Annotated in this window: 13 protein-coding genes; 7 read left to right on the forward strand and 6 right to left on the reverse strand. The window is 41.9% G+C overall.

Annotation, left to right across the window (positions count from 1 at the left end):
* Positions 1-218 precede the first annotated feature (218 nt).
* Positions 219-1,664: a S41 family peptidase gene (locus FRX45_RS14500; protein WP_193311708.1), complete on the reverse strand. Its 1,446-nt coding sequence runs from the start codon at positions 1,662-1,664 to the stop codon at positions 219-221.
* 138 nt (positions 1,665-1,802) lie between these two features.
* On the reverse strand, positions 1,803-4,580 hold the full coding sequence (locus FRX45_RS14505) for a hypothetical protein (RefSeq protein ID WP_152269164.1): 2,778 nt from the start codon (positions 4,578-4,580) through the stop codon (positions 1,803-1,805).
* Between the two features lie 435 nt (positions 4,581-5,015).
* On the opposite strand from FRX45_RS14505, the gene FRX45_RS14510 reads away from it, so the two are divergent.
* Entirely contained in the window at positions 5,016-6,278 is a 1,263-nt protein-coding gene (locus FRX45_RS14510) for an LVIVD repeat-containing protein (protein ID WP_152269165.1), read from the forward strand.
* A gap of 293 nt (positions 6,279-6,571) precedes the next feature.
* On the opposite strand, the gene FRX45_RS14515 is transcribed toward FRX45_RS14510, so the two are convergent.
* Positions 6,572-7,675 carry a pyridoxal phosphate-dependent aminotransferase gene (locus tag FRX45_RS14515; protein ID WP_152269166.1) on the reverse strand — a complete coding sequence of 368 codons (1,104 nt, stop codon included), beginning with the start codon at positions 7,673-7,675 and terminating at the stop codon, positions 6,572-6,574.
* Between the two features lie 505 nt (positions 7,676-8,180).
* Between FRX45_RS14515 and FRX45_RS14520 the strand changes: the two genes are divergently transcribed.
* From FRX45_RS14520 to FRX45_RS14540, 5 genes are all read left to right on the forward strand, one after another.
* Positions 8,181-9,161, forward strand: a complete 981-nt coding sequence (locus FRX45_RS14520) for an acetyl-CoA carboxylase carboxyltransferase subunit alpha (RefSeq protein WP_152269167.1) — start codon at positions 8,181-8,183, stop codon at positions 9,159-9,161.
* 101 nt (positions 9,162-9,262) lie between these two features.
* Complete coding sequence (gene dapA / locus FRX45_RS14525; RefSeq protein WP_152269168.1) at positions 9,263-10,159, forward strand: 4-hydroxy-tetrahydrodipicolinate synthase; 897 nt, start codon at positions 9,263-9,265, stop codon at positions 10,157-10,159.
* Between the two features lie 131 nt (positions 10,160-10,290).
* Positions 10,291-11,988, forward strand: coding sequence for a hypothetical protein (locus FRX45_RS14530; protein WP_152269169.1), 1,698 nt, complete (start codon positions 10,291-10,293; stop codon positions 11,986-11,988).
* A gap of 418 nt (positions 11,989-12,406) precedes the next feature.
* On the forward strand, positions 12,407-12,664 hold the full coding sequence (locus FRX45_RS14535) for a hypothetical protein (RefSeq protein WP_152269170.1): 258 nt from the start codon (positions 12,407-12,409) through the stop codon (positions 12,662-12,664).
* A 2-nt stretch (positions 12,665-12,666) separates the two neighbouring features.
* Positions 12,667-12,984, forward strand: a complete 318-nt coding sequence (locus FRX45_RS14540; protein WP_152269171.1) for a type II toxin-antitoxin system RelE/ParE family toxin — start codon at positions 12,667-12,669, stop codon at positions 12,982-12,984.
* A 512-nt stretch (positions 12,985-13,496) separates the two neighbouring features.
* On the opposite strand, the gene FRX45_RS14545 is transcribed toward FRX45_RS14540, so the two are convergent.
* Positions 13,497-14,264, reverse strand: a complete 768-nt coding sequence (locus FRX45_RS14545) for an energy transducer TonB (RefSeq protein ID WP_152269172.1) — start codon at positions 14,262-14,264, stop codon at positions 13,497-13,499.
* Between the two features lie 119 nt (positions 14,265-14,383).
* Positions 14,384-14,575, reverse strand: a complete 192-nt coding sequence (locus FRX45_RS14550; RefSeq protein ID WP_193311709.1) for a hypothetical protein — start codon at positions 14,573-14,575, stop codon at positions 14,384-14,386.
* Positions 14,576-14,640: 65 nt separating this feature from the next.
* Here FRX45_RS14550 and FRX45_RS14555 point away from each other — a divergent pair, with 65 nt between their 5' ends.
* Positions 14,641-16,491: a sensor histidine kinase gene (locus tag FRX45_RS14555; RefSeq protein ID WP_152269174.1), complete on the forward strand. Its 1,851-nt coding sequence runs from the start codon at positions 14,641-14,643 to the stop codon at positions 16,489-16,491.
* Here FRX45_RS14555 and FRX45_RS14560 read toward each other — a convergent pair.
* Positions 16,488-17,222: a response regulator transcription factor gene (locus FRX45_RS14560; RefSeq protein ID WP_152269175.1), complete on the reverse strand. Its 735-nt coding sequence runs from the start codon at positions 17,220-17,222 to the stop codon at positions 16,488-16,490. The genes FRX45_RS14555 and FRX45_RS14560 overlap by 4 nt on opposite strands.
* Between the last annotated feature and the right edge of the window lie 461 nt (positions 17,223-17,683).

Here is a 17,683-nt window from a genome sequence, read left to right on the forward strand (position 1 = left end):
TTCATGAAAAGCCATTGCGGGTAGCAGACCCTGGAACTGAAGGATTCGCCTGGGGGCACTCTTCTCACAATTGCCTTGCTGTGGAGACCCGTTGGGACCCAAAACATTGGTGTTTGAAAAAGATAAATTCTCCTATCAAAAATTCATTTCCGATTTGATTGGAATTGATACGAAAGCTCATACAGACAACTCCTCTTTTTGGCTCCATATTGAGATCCTTACTCTTTTTCTAAGTCAGCTTTTATATATTCTATCCACTGATGATGCGGTAAATGAGATAGATCACTCTCAGGTATAAAGCCGGTTTTGTTTGTCGGCGCGGCATCTGTCCAGGGAGACTTCCTGTCGGGGATTAAAAGATAGTAATCATCAAAAGGCAATTTTGTTTGTTGGGATATTCCCATATAGTCCATCATACCTAAAGTATGCTCGCCATATCTTACTATTTTGCTACTCTGCTTTGAAATATAAAAGAAAAACTCTGTTGAACTTCCACCAAGATCATCAAAGATTAAGGCAATTTTTTGAGGTGTTTTTAATATCGAATCTGCATATAATGTCATAGTTGGCAGGGTGTAAAATGTATTTTTCGAATGGGGGATTTCTTCATAGGCTTTTTTGTAAGCTGCAAGATATTCTGGAGTGTAAGACTTTTTCCATGCAGGATCTGTTGAGGGGTTTTCCGCCATCCATTTAATGCCGGGAAGATTAGCCTGGATATTCTCCGGAGATAATCTCAAATAGGTATGCCCCTGCTGTATAGGTTGGGTATAAAAATAAGGTAGGAGATACACCCAACCGGTATTGCCGCCGCCGTTTCCCCTTAAATCCACAATAAGGTTTTTTGTGCTCCTTATCAGGGAGTCATTTTTCTGAATGATCTCTTTTACCTTATCGTCATGATTAAACGACCCAATGGTTAGCAGCACATTATTATCATCAAGCTTTTTACAATTGAGCCCAAAATTGTAATGGCGCCAGGTAAGCAATTCGGATCTTTCGTCAGAAGTCATTGCATCGGGGTATACTTTGCCCCATATCTCAAAGTTCCAGATGTGTAACAGTCCGCCATGTTGCCTAACCGGAAAATCGGGTGTTAACCAATCGTACCTGTTAAACGTATACCCATCCTTATCTTTTGTAAGGGTGTAATACACGAGTCCGGTCCGGAGTTTGTTATCACTACTCTGCACAATAACCGCCTTATAGGTTGTCGCATCCACCTTGTACACAGCCATCTTCACAGATGAATCAGGACTGATCCATAGTCCTTCTATAGCCTCTCTTTTTTTATTGGCGAAAGTTTTTACAAAACCAGACTCTGTGAGGCTGCTGTATTCAAATGCGGCGGTATCGGTTACGCTATATTCAAGATCGAAATGTTTGTCGTAAAAAAAGCCAACATATTCTTTCAGTATGGAAAAACATTTTTGCGGATCGGATCGTTTTATGGCATTTGCTCTTAGCTTTTTAATCAACTGTTTGTATTGCGATTGTGACTTTTTTGTAACCTTGTCAGGATAACCAACATAATTCAGTTCTGTTTTTTTAATGAGTGTATCCAAATTCTCAAGACAGTTGCAGGTTCGTTGGGCAATAATTTTTCCTGACAAAAATAAGAAGCTAAAGATCAAAAGAACTTTTGGTGTTGCTATATTTTTCATCCGGAATCTTTTTATTTGGTTATTGGTGCAAATATAGCTGGAAAAGTTTTCGGTTTTAGCAGATTTAAGTCGCGCTGGGGTCTTCATGAATGGCCATTGTGGGCAGCTATGAGACCCTGGCGCTGAACAATATCGCCGTCACCTGATATTGCCAACACTATTTTTAGCGGTATCATGTTTTGTTTTGAGTGTATTGGAAATAGAACTGTATTGCTGGCCCAGGCTGCTGATTGAACCAAGCAAAACGGAAAAGCTGGTATCCACGGCAGCGATTGCTTTATCAACGTTGCTTTCGTTTTGAACAATTGTATTTCTAAGCTCACGGCTGTTTTCTTTTGCCTTATGAATTGCATTTGCTGATGAAGTTTTATCGGCTGCCAACAACTGATCCAGTTCATCAAGCGTTACCAGGAAATCTTTGGTATTGCTTTTCGTAGTATTAACTATTGACTTCTCCTTAGTATCATCACCCGTGTTATGATCTACGATGCTGCTTGATTTATTGGAACGGGATGAATTATGATCCTGGACACGGGGTTTAGTAGTAGTTCCATCTCCATCACAATCTTCATCTCTAATTGTTATCATTGTTTCGTCATCTAAATAATAATTTACTTCAGTAGCAATGCTGTAGTTTCCTTTTTCCATATTAGCAAATTCAAACGCTCCATGTTCATTTGTTTGTACAGCGCGCATTTGTCCTCCCGGGTTCTTGCCACCTTTTACTATGATGCCGCCAATAGGATTGCCAGGTCTGGCAAGCGCTGCTGAAGCAACAGCCCCCTCTGATGAAAATGCCTCACTATTGCCAATTAAAATTTCTGATATGCCATCGTCATCAATATCGCCAATAAGCACAGGGAAATTTTTTGTGTAAGATTGTGCGCAACCGCTATCTGCAATTACACCTGCGCCTGCCATTCGCTCGTTTGTATTGTTTGATTGGGTCCTTTCTTTTTGAATAGTACTATTCCCTGTATTTAGTTCAATTGTCCAATGATCATCTGCTGTTTTTATTTCACCAGCCATGTCTAAGTTTGCTTCGCTTTTAATTGTTACATCATAGTTTTTTGTTTTGCTAAAACCGCCGGTTACTTTTACCAGGTAGCTGGCTGCGGGTACCCTGGCAAAAAAGAAATCGCCACAGGTTGTAGTTTTTGTAGTGGCTACTACCGCTCCGCTATTTATATCTATCAAAAAAACCGCTAACCCTTCAATACCATCGCAATCATTATCTCCGCCCTTACTTAAGCTGCTCCTGCCTTCATACATTGGGTTTGTTCCCTGGTTTCCATTGTCACTATATAATGGATTTTTTATTCCCTGTGCTTGTTGTACGGTATGTGTCAATTCGTGCCCCAGCAACTTTACGGTAGCGGCACAGCCGTTACATTCGTTTATATCTCCTTCATTATATACAGGTGCATACTGTCTTTTGCCAGTGGCCATACCGCTGCCATGATCTCTTGCCGAACGTTTACCTGTTGCCATGCCACTACCGGCCTCTCTTGTATAGAAAGTAGCGGAAACACCTTGTGATGCTGTTGACGATGGCGCCATTCTTCCGGTTGCGGCATAAGAAGCTGCCGCCGCCCCACCACCAGCAAGATTACCAGCAGAACCTACAGCATCCTGATTGGTTATAATACCAGATGAATTACCGCTACTCCAGCTTACAGTACCAGAGATAACAGCTCTTGAAGCTCCCTGCGACACTGCACCGCCGGCGGCATGTAATCCCGCATTTACTTTTTCGCCAAATGTAGCTCCCTGTGTTTGTTTGGGTACGGTTACATTCATGCTAATGCGTTCATTATATGCTGCTGCATCGGCAGGACAGGCAAAAGTTTTTTCTTCTGTCGTTCCATCGGGGTTTGTTATTTTTTGTGTAACCGGACCGCAACTTTCATTGTTCATCATTCGGTTACCACCAGTTCCTGTTGTATTGATGGCATGATTTTGTGCAGACGGGATTACTCTTCCATTAGTTGCCCCTGTTCCCTTTGTATTGATGGCGTGTCTTTTTCCTGTTGCCATTCCGCCTGCAGCGTCTCTTTTTGACCCAAATGATTTTGTAATGCCCACGCCAACTGTAAACAATTTTACAACACGATCCTGTTCTATAGCCATATCCATACCCCGTTGGGGATCGTATAAGTTAATGGATGATTTTGTTTGCAGGTAACCTGTATTTAAAATAAACCGGGTGGAATTATTGATGGGATATGCCAAACCGATACTTCCGGAAAAACCGGGGAACAAGTTTTTTCCAGCTCCTTCAAAACGGTATAAGGAGCGAACAGCACCCGGCTGGCTAATAGTAATACTGCCCGGGTTGTTAATGAACATCCCGCCTTGCAATTCAGCGTTTACAATTACCCGCTCGCCAAATTTAAAAGAGGGACCAAACAAAAAATAGCTATTGAAAGGATTAGATTTTGATATTTGGCCCTGTTGCCATTTTCGTTCTGTCAAAAACTTGTTGAGTACCGCGTTGTTGATAGCGCCGGCAACAATGCCGCTTGAAACGCCGATCCCTATATTTCCAAAATAGTATCGGCCAAACATTTGTGTGGCCATACCATTACCTCTAAACAGGCTGTTTTCATTACTTTTTCCTGCAAAAGAAACGCCACTGTTAATACCAAAAGTCCAGCCAGATGGTAAATAGCTTCGTTCCCCATTGCTCCCCTTTGTATTCCAGCCGCCATCATCTGATTGCGCCTGCATTCGCAACTTATTACTCCCTGATGAGTTCCAGTCGCTGCCATCCGGCGATATACTTGCAGTTTTATTGCTTCGCGATGAATTATGATCCTGGGCCCGGTTTGAATCGTGATTCGTAGTTCTTTGCTGTTGCGCATAGCCATTATAAACTACGCATAGCAAAACAAACAGAAACAATTGCTGTCTCATCAAAAAAAGGTTTATATAGTTAATGATTGCATTAGGGCAGCTAAATCAGGTACGGAGTAATACCAAACAATGCAACAGGTCTCTAAAACGCAAAAAATTGTAAGTTGGTATTTTGATGGGTTACCGTTTATAAATTAATATTGGTCAATATTTTTTGAAGGGTGCTCGAAGAGTGAACCGCCCGTTGCATACTGATCATTTATCCTCCATCGGTGTCAATAAAGGCATCATTTCTAAGTCACGCTGGCTTTTTCATGAAAAGCCATTGCGGGTAGCAGACCCCGACACTGAACGATTCGATGGGTCACTTTTATCACAGTTGCCCTGTTGTAAATAAGAAAGCACCCGGATAGTTGTATTATACGATTAGAAAAGAATTGAACCCAAGTGCAACGCTTTCCTTTCCAACATTGTCAGTCGTTGAAAACGATTGCTATGACAAAAAGAATCCCATCCTTGTTGCCGGCACTATTGGCAACAGGTTATATGCTTGTCTTTCTCTCCGGTTGCATAAAGGATAAAATAACTGCTACGCATACCTATACCTATACGATAATGACGCCTGTTTTGAAATCAAAAGCAGATGTTCTGGCGGCTATAAACGGAAACCCTGCCGAAACTGTTCAAAAAGCGGGAAAAATCTACATAAAGGATAAATTTATTTACCTGAATGAGGTAGATAAGGGAATTCATATTATTGACAACAGCGATCCATCCCAACCTTCGCAGGTCGCTTTCCTGAACATTCCCGGTAACCGGGATATAGCTGTAAAAGGTAATACCCTGTATGCCGATATGTATAACGATTTACTTGCAATAGACATCAGTAACCCGAAGCATGTTAATATCAGCAACCGGATTGCTAATTTTTTTATGGGCCGGATGTATGGTTATGGTTTAAATATTGATGATAAATACATAGCTGTAGACTGGATTAAAAAAGATACCGTTGTAGCATTTACAGATAGAGTTTATCTGGGGGGCGATATATTCGCGTTAAATAACGCCGCCAGTTCCGGAGGGGCAAAATCTAATGGTAACGGCACTGCCGGCTCAATGGCAAGCATGGTATTAATGAATGATTACCTGTATGCCATAAGAGAACCGCACAGTGTAGGAATTGTGGATATTACCACTGCCGCCACTCCGCGGTTGGATACCACTTTCTATGCAGGTTTTGACCTGGAAACCATTTATCCTTTTGAAGACAAATTGTTTCTCGGTTCTTCTTCAGGTATGTTTATGTATGATCTTGCCAATCCCACATCTCCTGTGCAATTGGGTACATTTTCGCATGGCCGTGCCTGTGATCCTGTAGTAACTGATGGTGAGTATGCGTATGTTACGCTGCGCGGCGGCACTTCCTGTGGTGGAAATGACAATGAGCTGAATATTGTAGATGTAAAAGATCTTATGAACCCTGTATTGGTAAAAACCTATCCGCTTACCGGGCCAACCGGTCTCACTAAAGACGGCAACCTGCTTTTTGTATGTGATGGTACAAGCGGTGTAAGATTATACGATGCATCAAACCCCGGGGCAATAAAACAGCTAACACAAATAGACAGTGATGAACCATATGATGTAATTGCAGCCAATAAAAAAGCGATGATTGTTGGCAAAAATGGTTTGTATCAGTACGATTACAGTGACCTGAATAATATCCGCTTACTGAGTTTTTATTCATTGAAACAATAAGATATTTCAGATGCGGTCGGCACCCGATGTAAGGAGGGGCAGACGGCATCTTTGATTTCTGATTTCTGATTTTTGATTTTGAGATTTATGATTTGAGATTTACAAGTCGCGCCAAGGTCTTCATGAAAAGTCCATTGTGGGCAGCTATGACACCCTGGCGCTGAACAAAGCAACAATAGGGCGCTTGTTTTTCCGGGCAGCTTTATTTGTCCTTTGAAAGCTGGTGCCAGAGAGGGGTAATTATTATTAACAGGATAGTCTCCTGTAAGAAAATCAGCGGGTTGCTAACGGTATCATGCAACAGCACTGATAAATTTTTTCATTTCCTTCATTGTACCTACAGTAATTCGTGTCCATTTTCCCTGCTCCTCGTATATTCTTGTACCGATGATATTATTTTGCTTTAGTAAGGCGAAGTAATCCTTTTTATAATTATCAAGCGAAAAATATACAAAATTGGTATTGGAGGGAATACAGGTAAGACGCAGGCGTTCTAATTGTTCAATAGTATATTTACGTGTTAGCTGATTTAAGTTATAGTTTTCTTTTACAAATTTTTCATCACCCAGGGATGCTATAGCTGCTGCAGCAGATACTACACTAAGGCTGCCGGCAGGCCAGGATACCATCAGCGCGAGTTGCTCAATGGTGTCTTTATGCGCAATGGCATACCCTGTTCTTGCACCAGCAAGCCCATATATCTTAGAAAATGTTTTCGCTATTACAAGGTTTTTATTATACGGCACAAGATCGCACAGCGATTGCTGTTCTGTAAAGTCAATGTAGGCTTCATCTACAAGCACGATTGCTTTTTTTGTGGCTTCTTTTACAAAAGTCACCAATATATCTCTGTCACAAACAGTGCCAGTAGGGTTATTGGGATTGCATAGATAAATAAGATTTGTATCGGGTTGCACGGCACAAAGCATTGCCTGGAGATCGTTTTTTTTATCTGCGGCCAGCGGTACGCCTATTTTCCTGAAACCAGATTTCTCTACAACATAAGTCCAGTAATCATATGTAGGCTGGGCGATAACAAAACTTCCTTTTTTTGAAGCGGAAAATCTTGCTGTAATATCCAGGATTTCGGTAGATCCTGCTCCCACCAGGATATTACCGGCAGTAACCTCGTGTTTCTTTGCAAGTGCTGCCACCAACACGCCGGTAAGTTCACCATTATACCTGTTACTGATACTTATGTGGTCGGCCATAGCTTTTCTTGCCAGGGGGGAGGGGCCATAGGGATTTTCATTTGCCACTAGTCTGACAGGTTTATCATCAATGGTATTATCCCAAAAAGGATTGCCGGGAGCAGCAATAGTTTCAAGACTCGAGGCGCCTATTCCTGCTGTTGCCAGGCCAACTTGTTTTAACCAGGTCCTTCTGCTTGTATACATATTTTTATATTTAGAATTTATGAGCGTTTAAACTACCTGTCGCTTATTTTTTGAAATGGTTACAATTTACAGCAAGTAAATCTTTTATGCCGTACAAACCCGAACGGCTTAATAAAACCGTGTTGTACAAAATGCGCCAGTCATCCTTTTTAAGTCGCGCCGGGGGGCTTCATGAAAAGTCCATTGTGAGCAGATATTAGACCCTGGCGCTAACGATTCGCCGGGGTCACTCTTCTCACAGTTGCCCTGTTGTGGAGACCCGTTGCGACAAAAAGTACTTCAGATGAGGTCGGCGCCCGAGGCGAGGAGGGTCAAGCCGTATCTTTGATTTCTGATTTCTGATTTGAGATTTCTGATTTGAGATTGCTCCCGCAACAACCTGCAACATGTCCCTGTCCTTGTAACCTGCAACCTGAACTTCACACCTCATTTTTCGCAGCACATATAATTCTGCCGGGGTTTCCTTTATAAATATTATTTTTGCCGTCTGCATATTTAACAGCTTATGCCCCAATTTAAACAAAGACAGTTCCTGGAGTTTGAAAAACCGGTTAAAGAATTATTTGACCAGGTAGTGCAGTTGAAACAAATGGCCGAGAAAAATCCAAAGATGGATTATACGGATACCATGCAACAACTCGAGCAATCCATTGTTGAAAAACGAAGGGAAATCACGCAGCATCTTACGCCCTGGCAACAGGTGCAGTTGAGCCGCCATCCGGATAGGCCGTATACCCATGCCTATATAAAAAGGATGTGCACCAACTATGTGGAATTGTATGGCGACAGGAATGTGAGGGACGACAAGGCAATAGTGGGAGGATTTGGGCAGTTAGATGGTCAAACGGTAATGATCATTGGTCACCAGAAAGGCATCAACACCAAAATGCGGCAATTGCGGAATTTTGGTATGGCTAACCCCGAAGGCTACCGTAAAGCATTACGATTGATGAAACTGGCTGAAAAATTTAATAAACCTGTTGTTACACTCATTGATACACCGGGCGCATTTCCCGGGGCGGAAGCAGAAGAACGCGGACAGGGAGAGGCCATTGCCCGTAATATTTATGAAATGATGCGTTTAAAAGTACCGGTTATTTGTGTGATTATTGGTGAAGGCGCCAGTGGTGGAGCGCTTGGTATAGGAGTAGGCGACAGGGTGCTGATGCTGCAAAATACATGGTATACTGTTATATCACCCGAAAACTGCAGTTCCATTTTATGGCGTAGTTGGGAAAAGAAGGAGGTTGCTGCGGAGCAGTTAAAACTAACTTCCACCGATATGAAAGGGTTTGGGCTGGTTGACGATGTAGTGCCTGAGCCATGTGGGGGAGCGCACTGGAATTATGAAGAAACCTCGCAAACACTAAAATCATACCTAATCCCGCTTATTAAAGAATTGCAATCCATTGACCCTGCGGTACGCGTGCAGCAACGCATTGAAAAGTACAGCAAAATGGGTTTCTGGGAAGAATTACCTCAATAAATCTCAAACAATAAACAAGCAAAAGGTGGAGATGCAAGTGGCAGTCAGTACTCCCGGCAACCTGAAACCTGTAACTTGCAACCAATAACCATATAAGCAGCATGTCATTAAGAACACAACTCAGAGGAACAGGAGTAGCATTGATTACCCCATTTCAAAATGATTTCAGCATTGATTACGAAGCATTAGACGTTATGATTGATCACATGATCAATAATGGTGTGGAGTATATCGTGAGCATGGGCACAACGGGGGAAGCCCCAACGATCAGCAAAGAAGAGAAGAAAAATATAGTAGCACATACACTTGCGAAAGTAGCCGGCCGCGTGCCAGTGGTAGTGGGTATTGGCGGAAACAATACGGCTGAAACGGTGCATGAATTAAAAACATTTCCTTTGGATAAAGCGGTTGCGGTATTAAGCGTTAGCCCTTATTACAGCAAACCTTCGCAGGAAGGATTGTTCCAGCATTATAAAGCAGTGGCCGAAGCCTCGCCCAGGCCTGTAATATTGTATAATGTGCCGGGCAGAACAGGACGTAACCTGTCTGCAGCTACCACTATTCGCCTTGCCAGGGAAGTGCCCAATATTGCCGGCATAAAAGAGGCGGCAGGCGATATGCTGCAATGTATGCAGTTGCTCAAAAACAGGCCGGATGATTTTTTCGTATGCAGCGGCGATGATACCCTTGCATTACCCCAATTGGCCTGTGGTATGGATGGACTGATCAGTGTAATTGCCAACAGTATGCCCCGCAAATTTTCGGATATGGTACGTTTGGCTTTGGATGGAAAATTAAAAGAAGCAAAGGTTTTGAATGACGCCATGCTGGAGACTTATGAATTGTTGTTTGCGGAAAACAATCCTGCCGGGGTAAAATCATTTTTATTTCACCTGGGGCTTATTGAAAATGTTTTGCGCCTGCCTGTTGTACCATTAAGTGAACCTTTGCATAAAAGAGCCAAACAATTGCTGGAAGCGGATATCACGCTGCGTTAAGCGTTACGCTTTTGTGAAGACATATTTTATATGAGCGCAAACTATAGCGTTGCTTTAATCGTTATAACACTCAGCGCCACTGCTGCTATAAACATCTTATATATTTGTCAAAATATTAAAGACACACCTCAATGCAATTAATAAAAAAGCTACCGTTCACCGTTCTTTGCGTGGTATTATCCGCCACTGCATTTACACAATCTGACCGGATAAGTCTGGGCGACAAACAATATCAATTGTTAGACAGGCTGGATATTAAACTACAAAATGATTCCGTTCTTTCTTTCTCCACGGTTAAGCCATATAACCGGAAAATGTATACCGGGCGGATAGCATATCTTGATTCTTTAGATCAGGCCGGTGAACTGCCTGTTGAGTTTTCTTCTGTTGACCGGTACAATATCCAGAGCCTGCTCATGAATAATTCCGACTGGACAAAAGACAGAGGCGAATCCTTTCATGTACGCAAGCCCATATGGAATACCTTTTTTAAAACACCGGCTCACTTATATGAAACGCATTCTGATGATTTTACTTTAATTATTGATCCCGTACTGAACCTGCAGGCGGGCAAATCATCGGAAGTAGACCAGGCATTGTATGTAAATACCCGCGGATTTACCATGCGAGGGAATATTGGCAGAAAGCTCGGCTTTTATACAACACTCACCGATAACCAGGAAAGGGATCCTTTGTTTGTGCAGCAATATGTTACCAGGCACAGGGGAGTACCCAATGCAGGATATTATAAGGTGTTTAAAGGAAACGGGTATGATTATATTGATGCACGCGGGGGAATAGATTTCGCCGCTTCCAAATACATCAATTTCCGTTTTGGCTACGATAAGCTTTTTGTTGGAAATGGTTACCGCAGCTTATTGCTCAGCGACTTCAGCAATAACTTTCTTTACCTGCAAATGGATGTGCAGTTGCGCAAATTCAGCTATAAAAGCATATATGCCGAAATCATCGCACCTTTTAACCCCGTGCCCAACAGGGATACCATACGGTATAAAAACTATATGGCCTTTCATCATTTGAGCATGCAGTTGACCAAATGGCTGAATATCGGGATATATGAGAATGTAGTATACAATGGAAGAAATGGTTTTGAGCTCAGCTATCTTAACCCGGTTATTTTTTACAGGGCTATAGAAATGCAGTTGGGCAGTGGCGGATCCAAAGCTACAGTAGGTATTGATTTTAAAGCCAACTTCCTTAAAAGCATGCAATTGTACGGGCAACTGGCGATCAGCGAATTTGTATTTAAAGAAATAAGAAATTATAACCGGGGTAGCTGGATGAATAAACAGGCGCTTCAACTGGGAGCCAAATACATTGATGTGGCGGGTATAAACAACCTTGATCTGCAGGTGGAAATGAATCTCGTACGCCCGTTCATGTATACGCATAACGATAGCAATACAGCCTTTGTACATTACAATAAAGAACTGGCGCATCCTTTGGGCGCCAATTTTGGTGAATATCTTGCAGTACTTAAATATCAGCCCATTCCGCGCCTGTACCTTACCGGCAAATTAATGTATTATAAACAGGGGCTTGATTCTATGGGCGTTAATATGGGTAATAATCTTTTCAGGAGCTATCTCACCCGTCCCAGGGAATATGGCTTTCATATTGGAACAGGTATTTCCGCAAAACAATTGCTCGCCTCTTTTTCAGCTTCATATGAATTACTGCAAAACCTGTACATTGATCTGAACATAGCGCAGCGTAATTATAACGTGCAGGCACAGCCGAAAAGAAATGAATTTTTCTTTACCGCAGGCGTGCGCTGGAATATTGGGAAAAGAGAGTTTGATTTTTAGGGTTGAACCACTGAACCGTTGAACCACGGAAGCACAGGGGCAGAAGTTGCACAGAGATTTTTGGGTGATTGGTTTGTTTTCACTTGCGTTCGCTGCTTCTTTGCGTTCTCTGCGTGAAGTATTGAATCCATATGTTCTTCAGGGACTGCATCCCCGCAAAGTTCGTAGATTTGATATAAAACTTTTGTGAAATGCAAGTGGGTGACCTTAGGTATACACTTTTGGATAAACTCTCGGCAAGCCAACAGATATTAAAGATGTCCGGGTGTCCCTTCCACAGGAATATACCCTCTTTTTTTGCTATATTTGTTTGAAATTGATAGCAGTATATGCAATGCGAAGGGAAGGAAGGTGTTTCGGACGAAAAAAGACTTCACAGTACCACAGGTTCCGAAAATAGCATGGCGGCTAATAAACAATGAAAACAATATATTGTATGAATACTACGGCTATAAAACAGCAGCTACATGGTTATCTTGAAATTGCGGACGACAAGAAACTGAAAGCAATATATACAATGGTAGAAGATGAGATAAAGGAAACACAGGTTGACTATAGCGATGAATTTAAAGCTGAGCTTGACAAAAGAGTTACCTATTACCTGAATGGTGGCAGGATGGTTTCACCTAATGAAATGAGTAAACGCCTGCAGGCAAAAAGGAATAAGAGAAAATAGTAATGGCGTACAAATACAGTTTTGATCCTATTGCAGCTAATGAATATGAGAAAGCGTTTGATTGGTATGAAGAAAAAAGTTCAATTGCTGCCGACGGGTTGATTGTGGCGGTTCAGGATGCTATAACCGCTATATGTGCCAACCCTAACAGATACCGCAATACATATAAAAACTTGCATGAAATAGCGCTCAAAAAATATCCCTACAACCTGGTTTACTATATTGATGAAAGCCGGAAACTCATTACAATCACGTCTCTCTATCATCACAAGCGGGATCCCAAAGGGAAATACAAAAAGCGAAAATCAGGGAAAAAATAAAATCAGGTTTATTCATTCCCGGATAAGTCCATAAAAGCGTTGCCAGCTTTTCCGTGTTTTTCCATCGGATGATTTCATCTGGCATTACCGCATGGCTTGGCATTTTTATCTTTTCTTCCGGCAAAGCATAAAATTGTTCATCTTCTTTTAGCTTGTAAAATTTCTGGTGCGTAAGCAGGACTCTGCGAGGTGGAGTACGAATGTATCATAATATTCCTATGGATTCACAGATTTCTCGTACCCCAGAATACCAGGTAGAGAAACCCAGGTGAATTGCATTACTAATGTTGAACATAGCACCGCTGCTTGTCATGCCGACCAAAGGAGGCATCTGCTCAAACACTTCTCTGCTACTAAAAACGCTGATGGAAGTATTTCACGATGACGAAGTCTCCAATTTCGTACACAGTATGTTCTTCCTGGACGCTGTCCCGTAAAATGATAACGCCAGGAAACCTAACCTACAACTGCTTAAGCTTGGTACAAAAGCATTGCATCTCTCCGATAATAGCTTATTGGGGTAATTGAAATATCAACGGCTGCCGCCTGAAGGCCTTAACGAGCTTGCCGTCCTGGTGTGCCGGCCGCCATTTGGGTGAATCTTTTATAAGACGCATGGCTTCTTCATCGAGTGAATATTCAATGGACCTCAATATCGTGATATCGCTGGTGGTGCCATCGGTATTTACTACAAACTGGAGCAAAAGACTACCTTCTTTTTTCAAATTTCTTGCACGATCCGGGAAATTGATGTTTTTCTGAATATACTTCCCCCAGTCTTCTGTTCCTCCTTTAAACACTGCTTCCACTTCCCCCCAATGTTTTTCTGTTTCCGCTTTCTTCCTGTTTTCCTCTCTTTCCGCTTCTATTGAAGCCAGATCCATACGGGTAACCAGCTTACCCATCTCATATTTTTCTTTCTTCCAAAGCGTAAAGGAATCCGTGTAATAATACCACCAATCATTCTTTTTACCTTCGAATGTGTAACCGGAAGAATCCATTTGTCCATCCGCGCCATAGTATGTAAATGCACCATGCGGAATATTGGTTTCTTTGTCTTTGTAGGTTTCTATTGATAATAAAGGTCCGTCGAATTGATAATATTTCCATTCATACGCAGTATCTCCAAGTTTTTGCTGACAGGCCAGGTACTTAGCTTCTTCCAGCTTACAGCCTTTCCAGTTCTGGTCAAAAACGTAAAGGGTCACATTCTTTTTGGATGTTTGGGCTTGGGAGGTGATAGCAGATAGTAAAAAAACGCAGATAAACAGTGCTTTCATTCTTTATAATTATGAATGGCAATTTAAATGATTTATTGTAATACCCGCTGCGTTAGCGCGAAAGTTTTGAACCACGGAGACCGAGAGGCACGGAGTTGCATGGATGGTTTTTTGAGCAATTAACTTGTTCCTTCTTTGCGCCCCTGCTCCATTGCGTTCTCCGCCTGCCCGAATGACGCGGTCGGGCGGGCGTGAAATATTGAATCATCTTTTGCGTCCCACCCGCTATCCCGCAAATGATCCTGCCGTTTAAACCCGGCGTATAATTGTTTGAGCGTAGTATTATTGAAGCAGGATGAAATATATTTCACGATTTGCATTATATTTAGTTACAGGTTTCCACAGCTTGCCGCGCTAACGTTGCATCACAACCACCATGAATATTCATAAGGCCACCGCTCTTATTACGCTGTTATTTATTGCAGTTGTATCATCTTTTGCCCAGGAGCCATCTTTTTTTTCTGATAGCTTTTACTCTTTTTCTTCCCATATACCTCCGGGTGCCATTCATATAAATCCCTCAGATATTCATTATTCCAGTTATGATGGGCAAAAAATTGATTTTGGAATAGTAACGTACAATAAGTGGTGCTATATTGTAATAAAGGCCGGATCATCCTCCGGTCATGAAAGATATGTTTTGTCTGTTGATAATACCAGTCTCGACACTGTTTTGCTGTTCGGCCTAACAAGTGATGGCACAAAACAAATAGCATATAGCGGGGGAAACCTGGTGCCATACGATCGCAACAGGAAATATGTATGGCATACCATGTTACTTAGCCTGGATAAAGAGGACACATACTATCTTGCCGCATTTCAGGATCAGGGTAAAAATGTGAATGTGGGTTATAAAATAATGACCGCTGATAACCTGGATAAGTTATACGTAGGGTTTGACCGGCTTATCTGGTTCTACCTCGGCACAGTTTTTCTCATCATCATTGCAGTGTTATCTGGCTGGATTATTTTCAAAAATATCGCATTGGGTTATTATGCGCTGTATATCGTTAGCGTCACTTCATGGATACTCGCTCATTATGGCTATTTGTACCCCATGCTCTTTCCGGGGTTCCCTGTGCTTAATGGCATTATAAAGCCCTTATCCATTGTATGCGGACTGCTGTCATTTTGCAGGCTTTTAGATTCACTGTTTAAGCGCATCCTGGATAATGATAAAATCAGTCAAACCATACTCAGGTGTATTACCTGGTCTGCTGTGGTTATGCCGGTCACATTGACCATCTATTATTTTTTACCTGGAATGACACTGCTGCCCGCGCTGTTCAATGTAGGATGGCATACTTATTTTGTTTTATCGTTTGCATGCATTTTACTGGTGCTAATACGATTGTTTGAAAAGAGCATCACTGTCCGGCTGTTTGCATTAGCTATGGGGGTTATGGTGATCATGGCGATACAGCAGGTGTTGTCAAACGCAGGTTTTTTTTATGTTGCTCTTTTGAATGATCACGGCATGCTGCTCACGAGCATAGCAGAAATGCTGGTGCTTACCTGTGCCACTTTTTTGAATATATGGGAAGATAAAAAGCACGTAGCGGTGCATGTTGTACAATTGGAAGAAGCGCATTCCCGCACATTGGAACAATTGGTAACGGTGCAGGATAGTGAACGTAAAAGGATTGCCGGCGAACTGCACGACAGCATTGGCCCCATGCTGGCGGCTATAAAAATAAATTTTTTAAGGGTAGCCAAAGCAAGGCTCCGGAATGACGCCTCAGATTTGCTTGTAGCAAAAACGGAAGAGATAATTGATGGTTCTATGATGGAAATAAGGGACATGTCGCACCAGCTTATGCCCAAAGGACTTTCTTCGGAAGGGCTGGTAGTTTCTTTGTCTAAGTACTTCGAAAATCTTCAGGAGGCGTATAATATACCAGTTCAGTTTAAGCATGATATTACTACATCGTTGCATACAGATGTTCAGTTGAACGTATACAGGATCATGTGCGAGCTGGTTTTAAATGCAGTAAAACACAGCGATGCCTCTCAAATTTCCGTGTCTATAGAAACCCCTGATGGTGCTATCGTTTCTATGGTAGAGGACAACGGTCGCGGATTTGATCCTTTGCAAATAAGCGATTCATCATTAGGATTGAAAAGCATTCGAAGCAGGGTGGATTACCTGAAGGGAGCAATGCAGATCGAATCTGCGGCCGGCAAGGGCGCTATTATTAAAATAATGATACCTGAAAAGAATGATTAAAGCCTGATCAATCCCATATTGTTGGCTTTGAGTACTAAGCCGATACGGTTTTTGACATTAAATTTTTCAAAGAGCCTGCCACGGTAAGTATCTACTGTGGATTCACTTAAAAACATTTTTTCAGCGATTGCTGTATAGCTTAGGTCAGTGCACATATATTGAAGTAATTCCTTCTCGCGGTCTTTCAGTTCCGGAATAGTGCTGGTATTTTTTTTTGATACCTGCTGGCTGATCTGTTTGGTGATGAGGGGTGTATAATAAAAGCCGTATTTTACCACCGCCTGCAATGCGTTCAATAACTCTTCGGCGCTCACACTCTTCAGCAGGTATCCCTTAACACCGTATTGAAGCATTTTAATAATGCTGTTATCATCATTCTCCATCGTAAGAGCAAGCACATTTGCTGGCATATTGTTTTGAAACAGCCATTCGGCTACTTCAATACCATTTTTGCCGGGCATATTGATATCAAGCAGTAAAATTTGCGGTTGATTATCTTTTTGCTTAAGTATCTCAATGGCTTTGTCTCCATCCTGGGCAGTCCAGGTAACGCTGAACCCTTCAAAGTCGTTAATGAGCGCTTCCAGGGAGTCACAGAATATTTTATGGTCGTCTGCAATAGCTACGGTAGTCATTTGTATAGCAATAGGTATTAAAGATAAAGAAGATTGTAAAAGGGAAAGCCTGAAAGATATCATGGTTTTTCCTGATGGAATTTGGAGGTTATTCATGAAGAAAGCGTTTAAATGGGGGAGTAGCTTTGGTAAGACAAAAGCGCTCTCCCTGAAATAGCAATTGATAAAGAGCTTTCCTTCAAAAGACAATATCCTCTACAATTCCTGCCGTACCCCCCAATGCCCGTTTAAAAACGGTAAATATCCCGTAGCCACACTTAATAGTCATTTTATTTTTACTTTGTCAGATAAGAAAGAAACACAGCATGGGACGTTTACGCCCCTTGGGTTTTCTTCCTGGGTTTCTTACGCCCAGTTAACTTATGGATTACATTATAACGGGTATGAATGTTATGCAGATGAAGGAAATAACCAAAGCAATCTCTTTAGGCTTGATAGTGGCAGATGCTTTGATAACTAAGGTATACGAACAAGTATTGGTACTACGAAATGGTATGGCTTTTTCGGCTTTTCGGTTGATTGATTAAACGCTAAAATTCCCACGGCTTATTACCTGC

Source organism: Agriterribacter humi (genome assembly GCF_009192765.1).
Lineage (GTDB): Bacteria > Bacteroidota > Bacteroidia > Chitinophagales > Chitinophagaceae > Agriterribacter > Agriterribacter humi.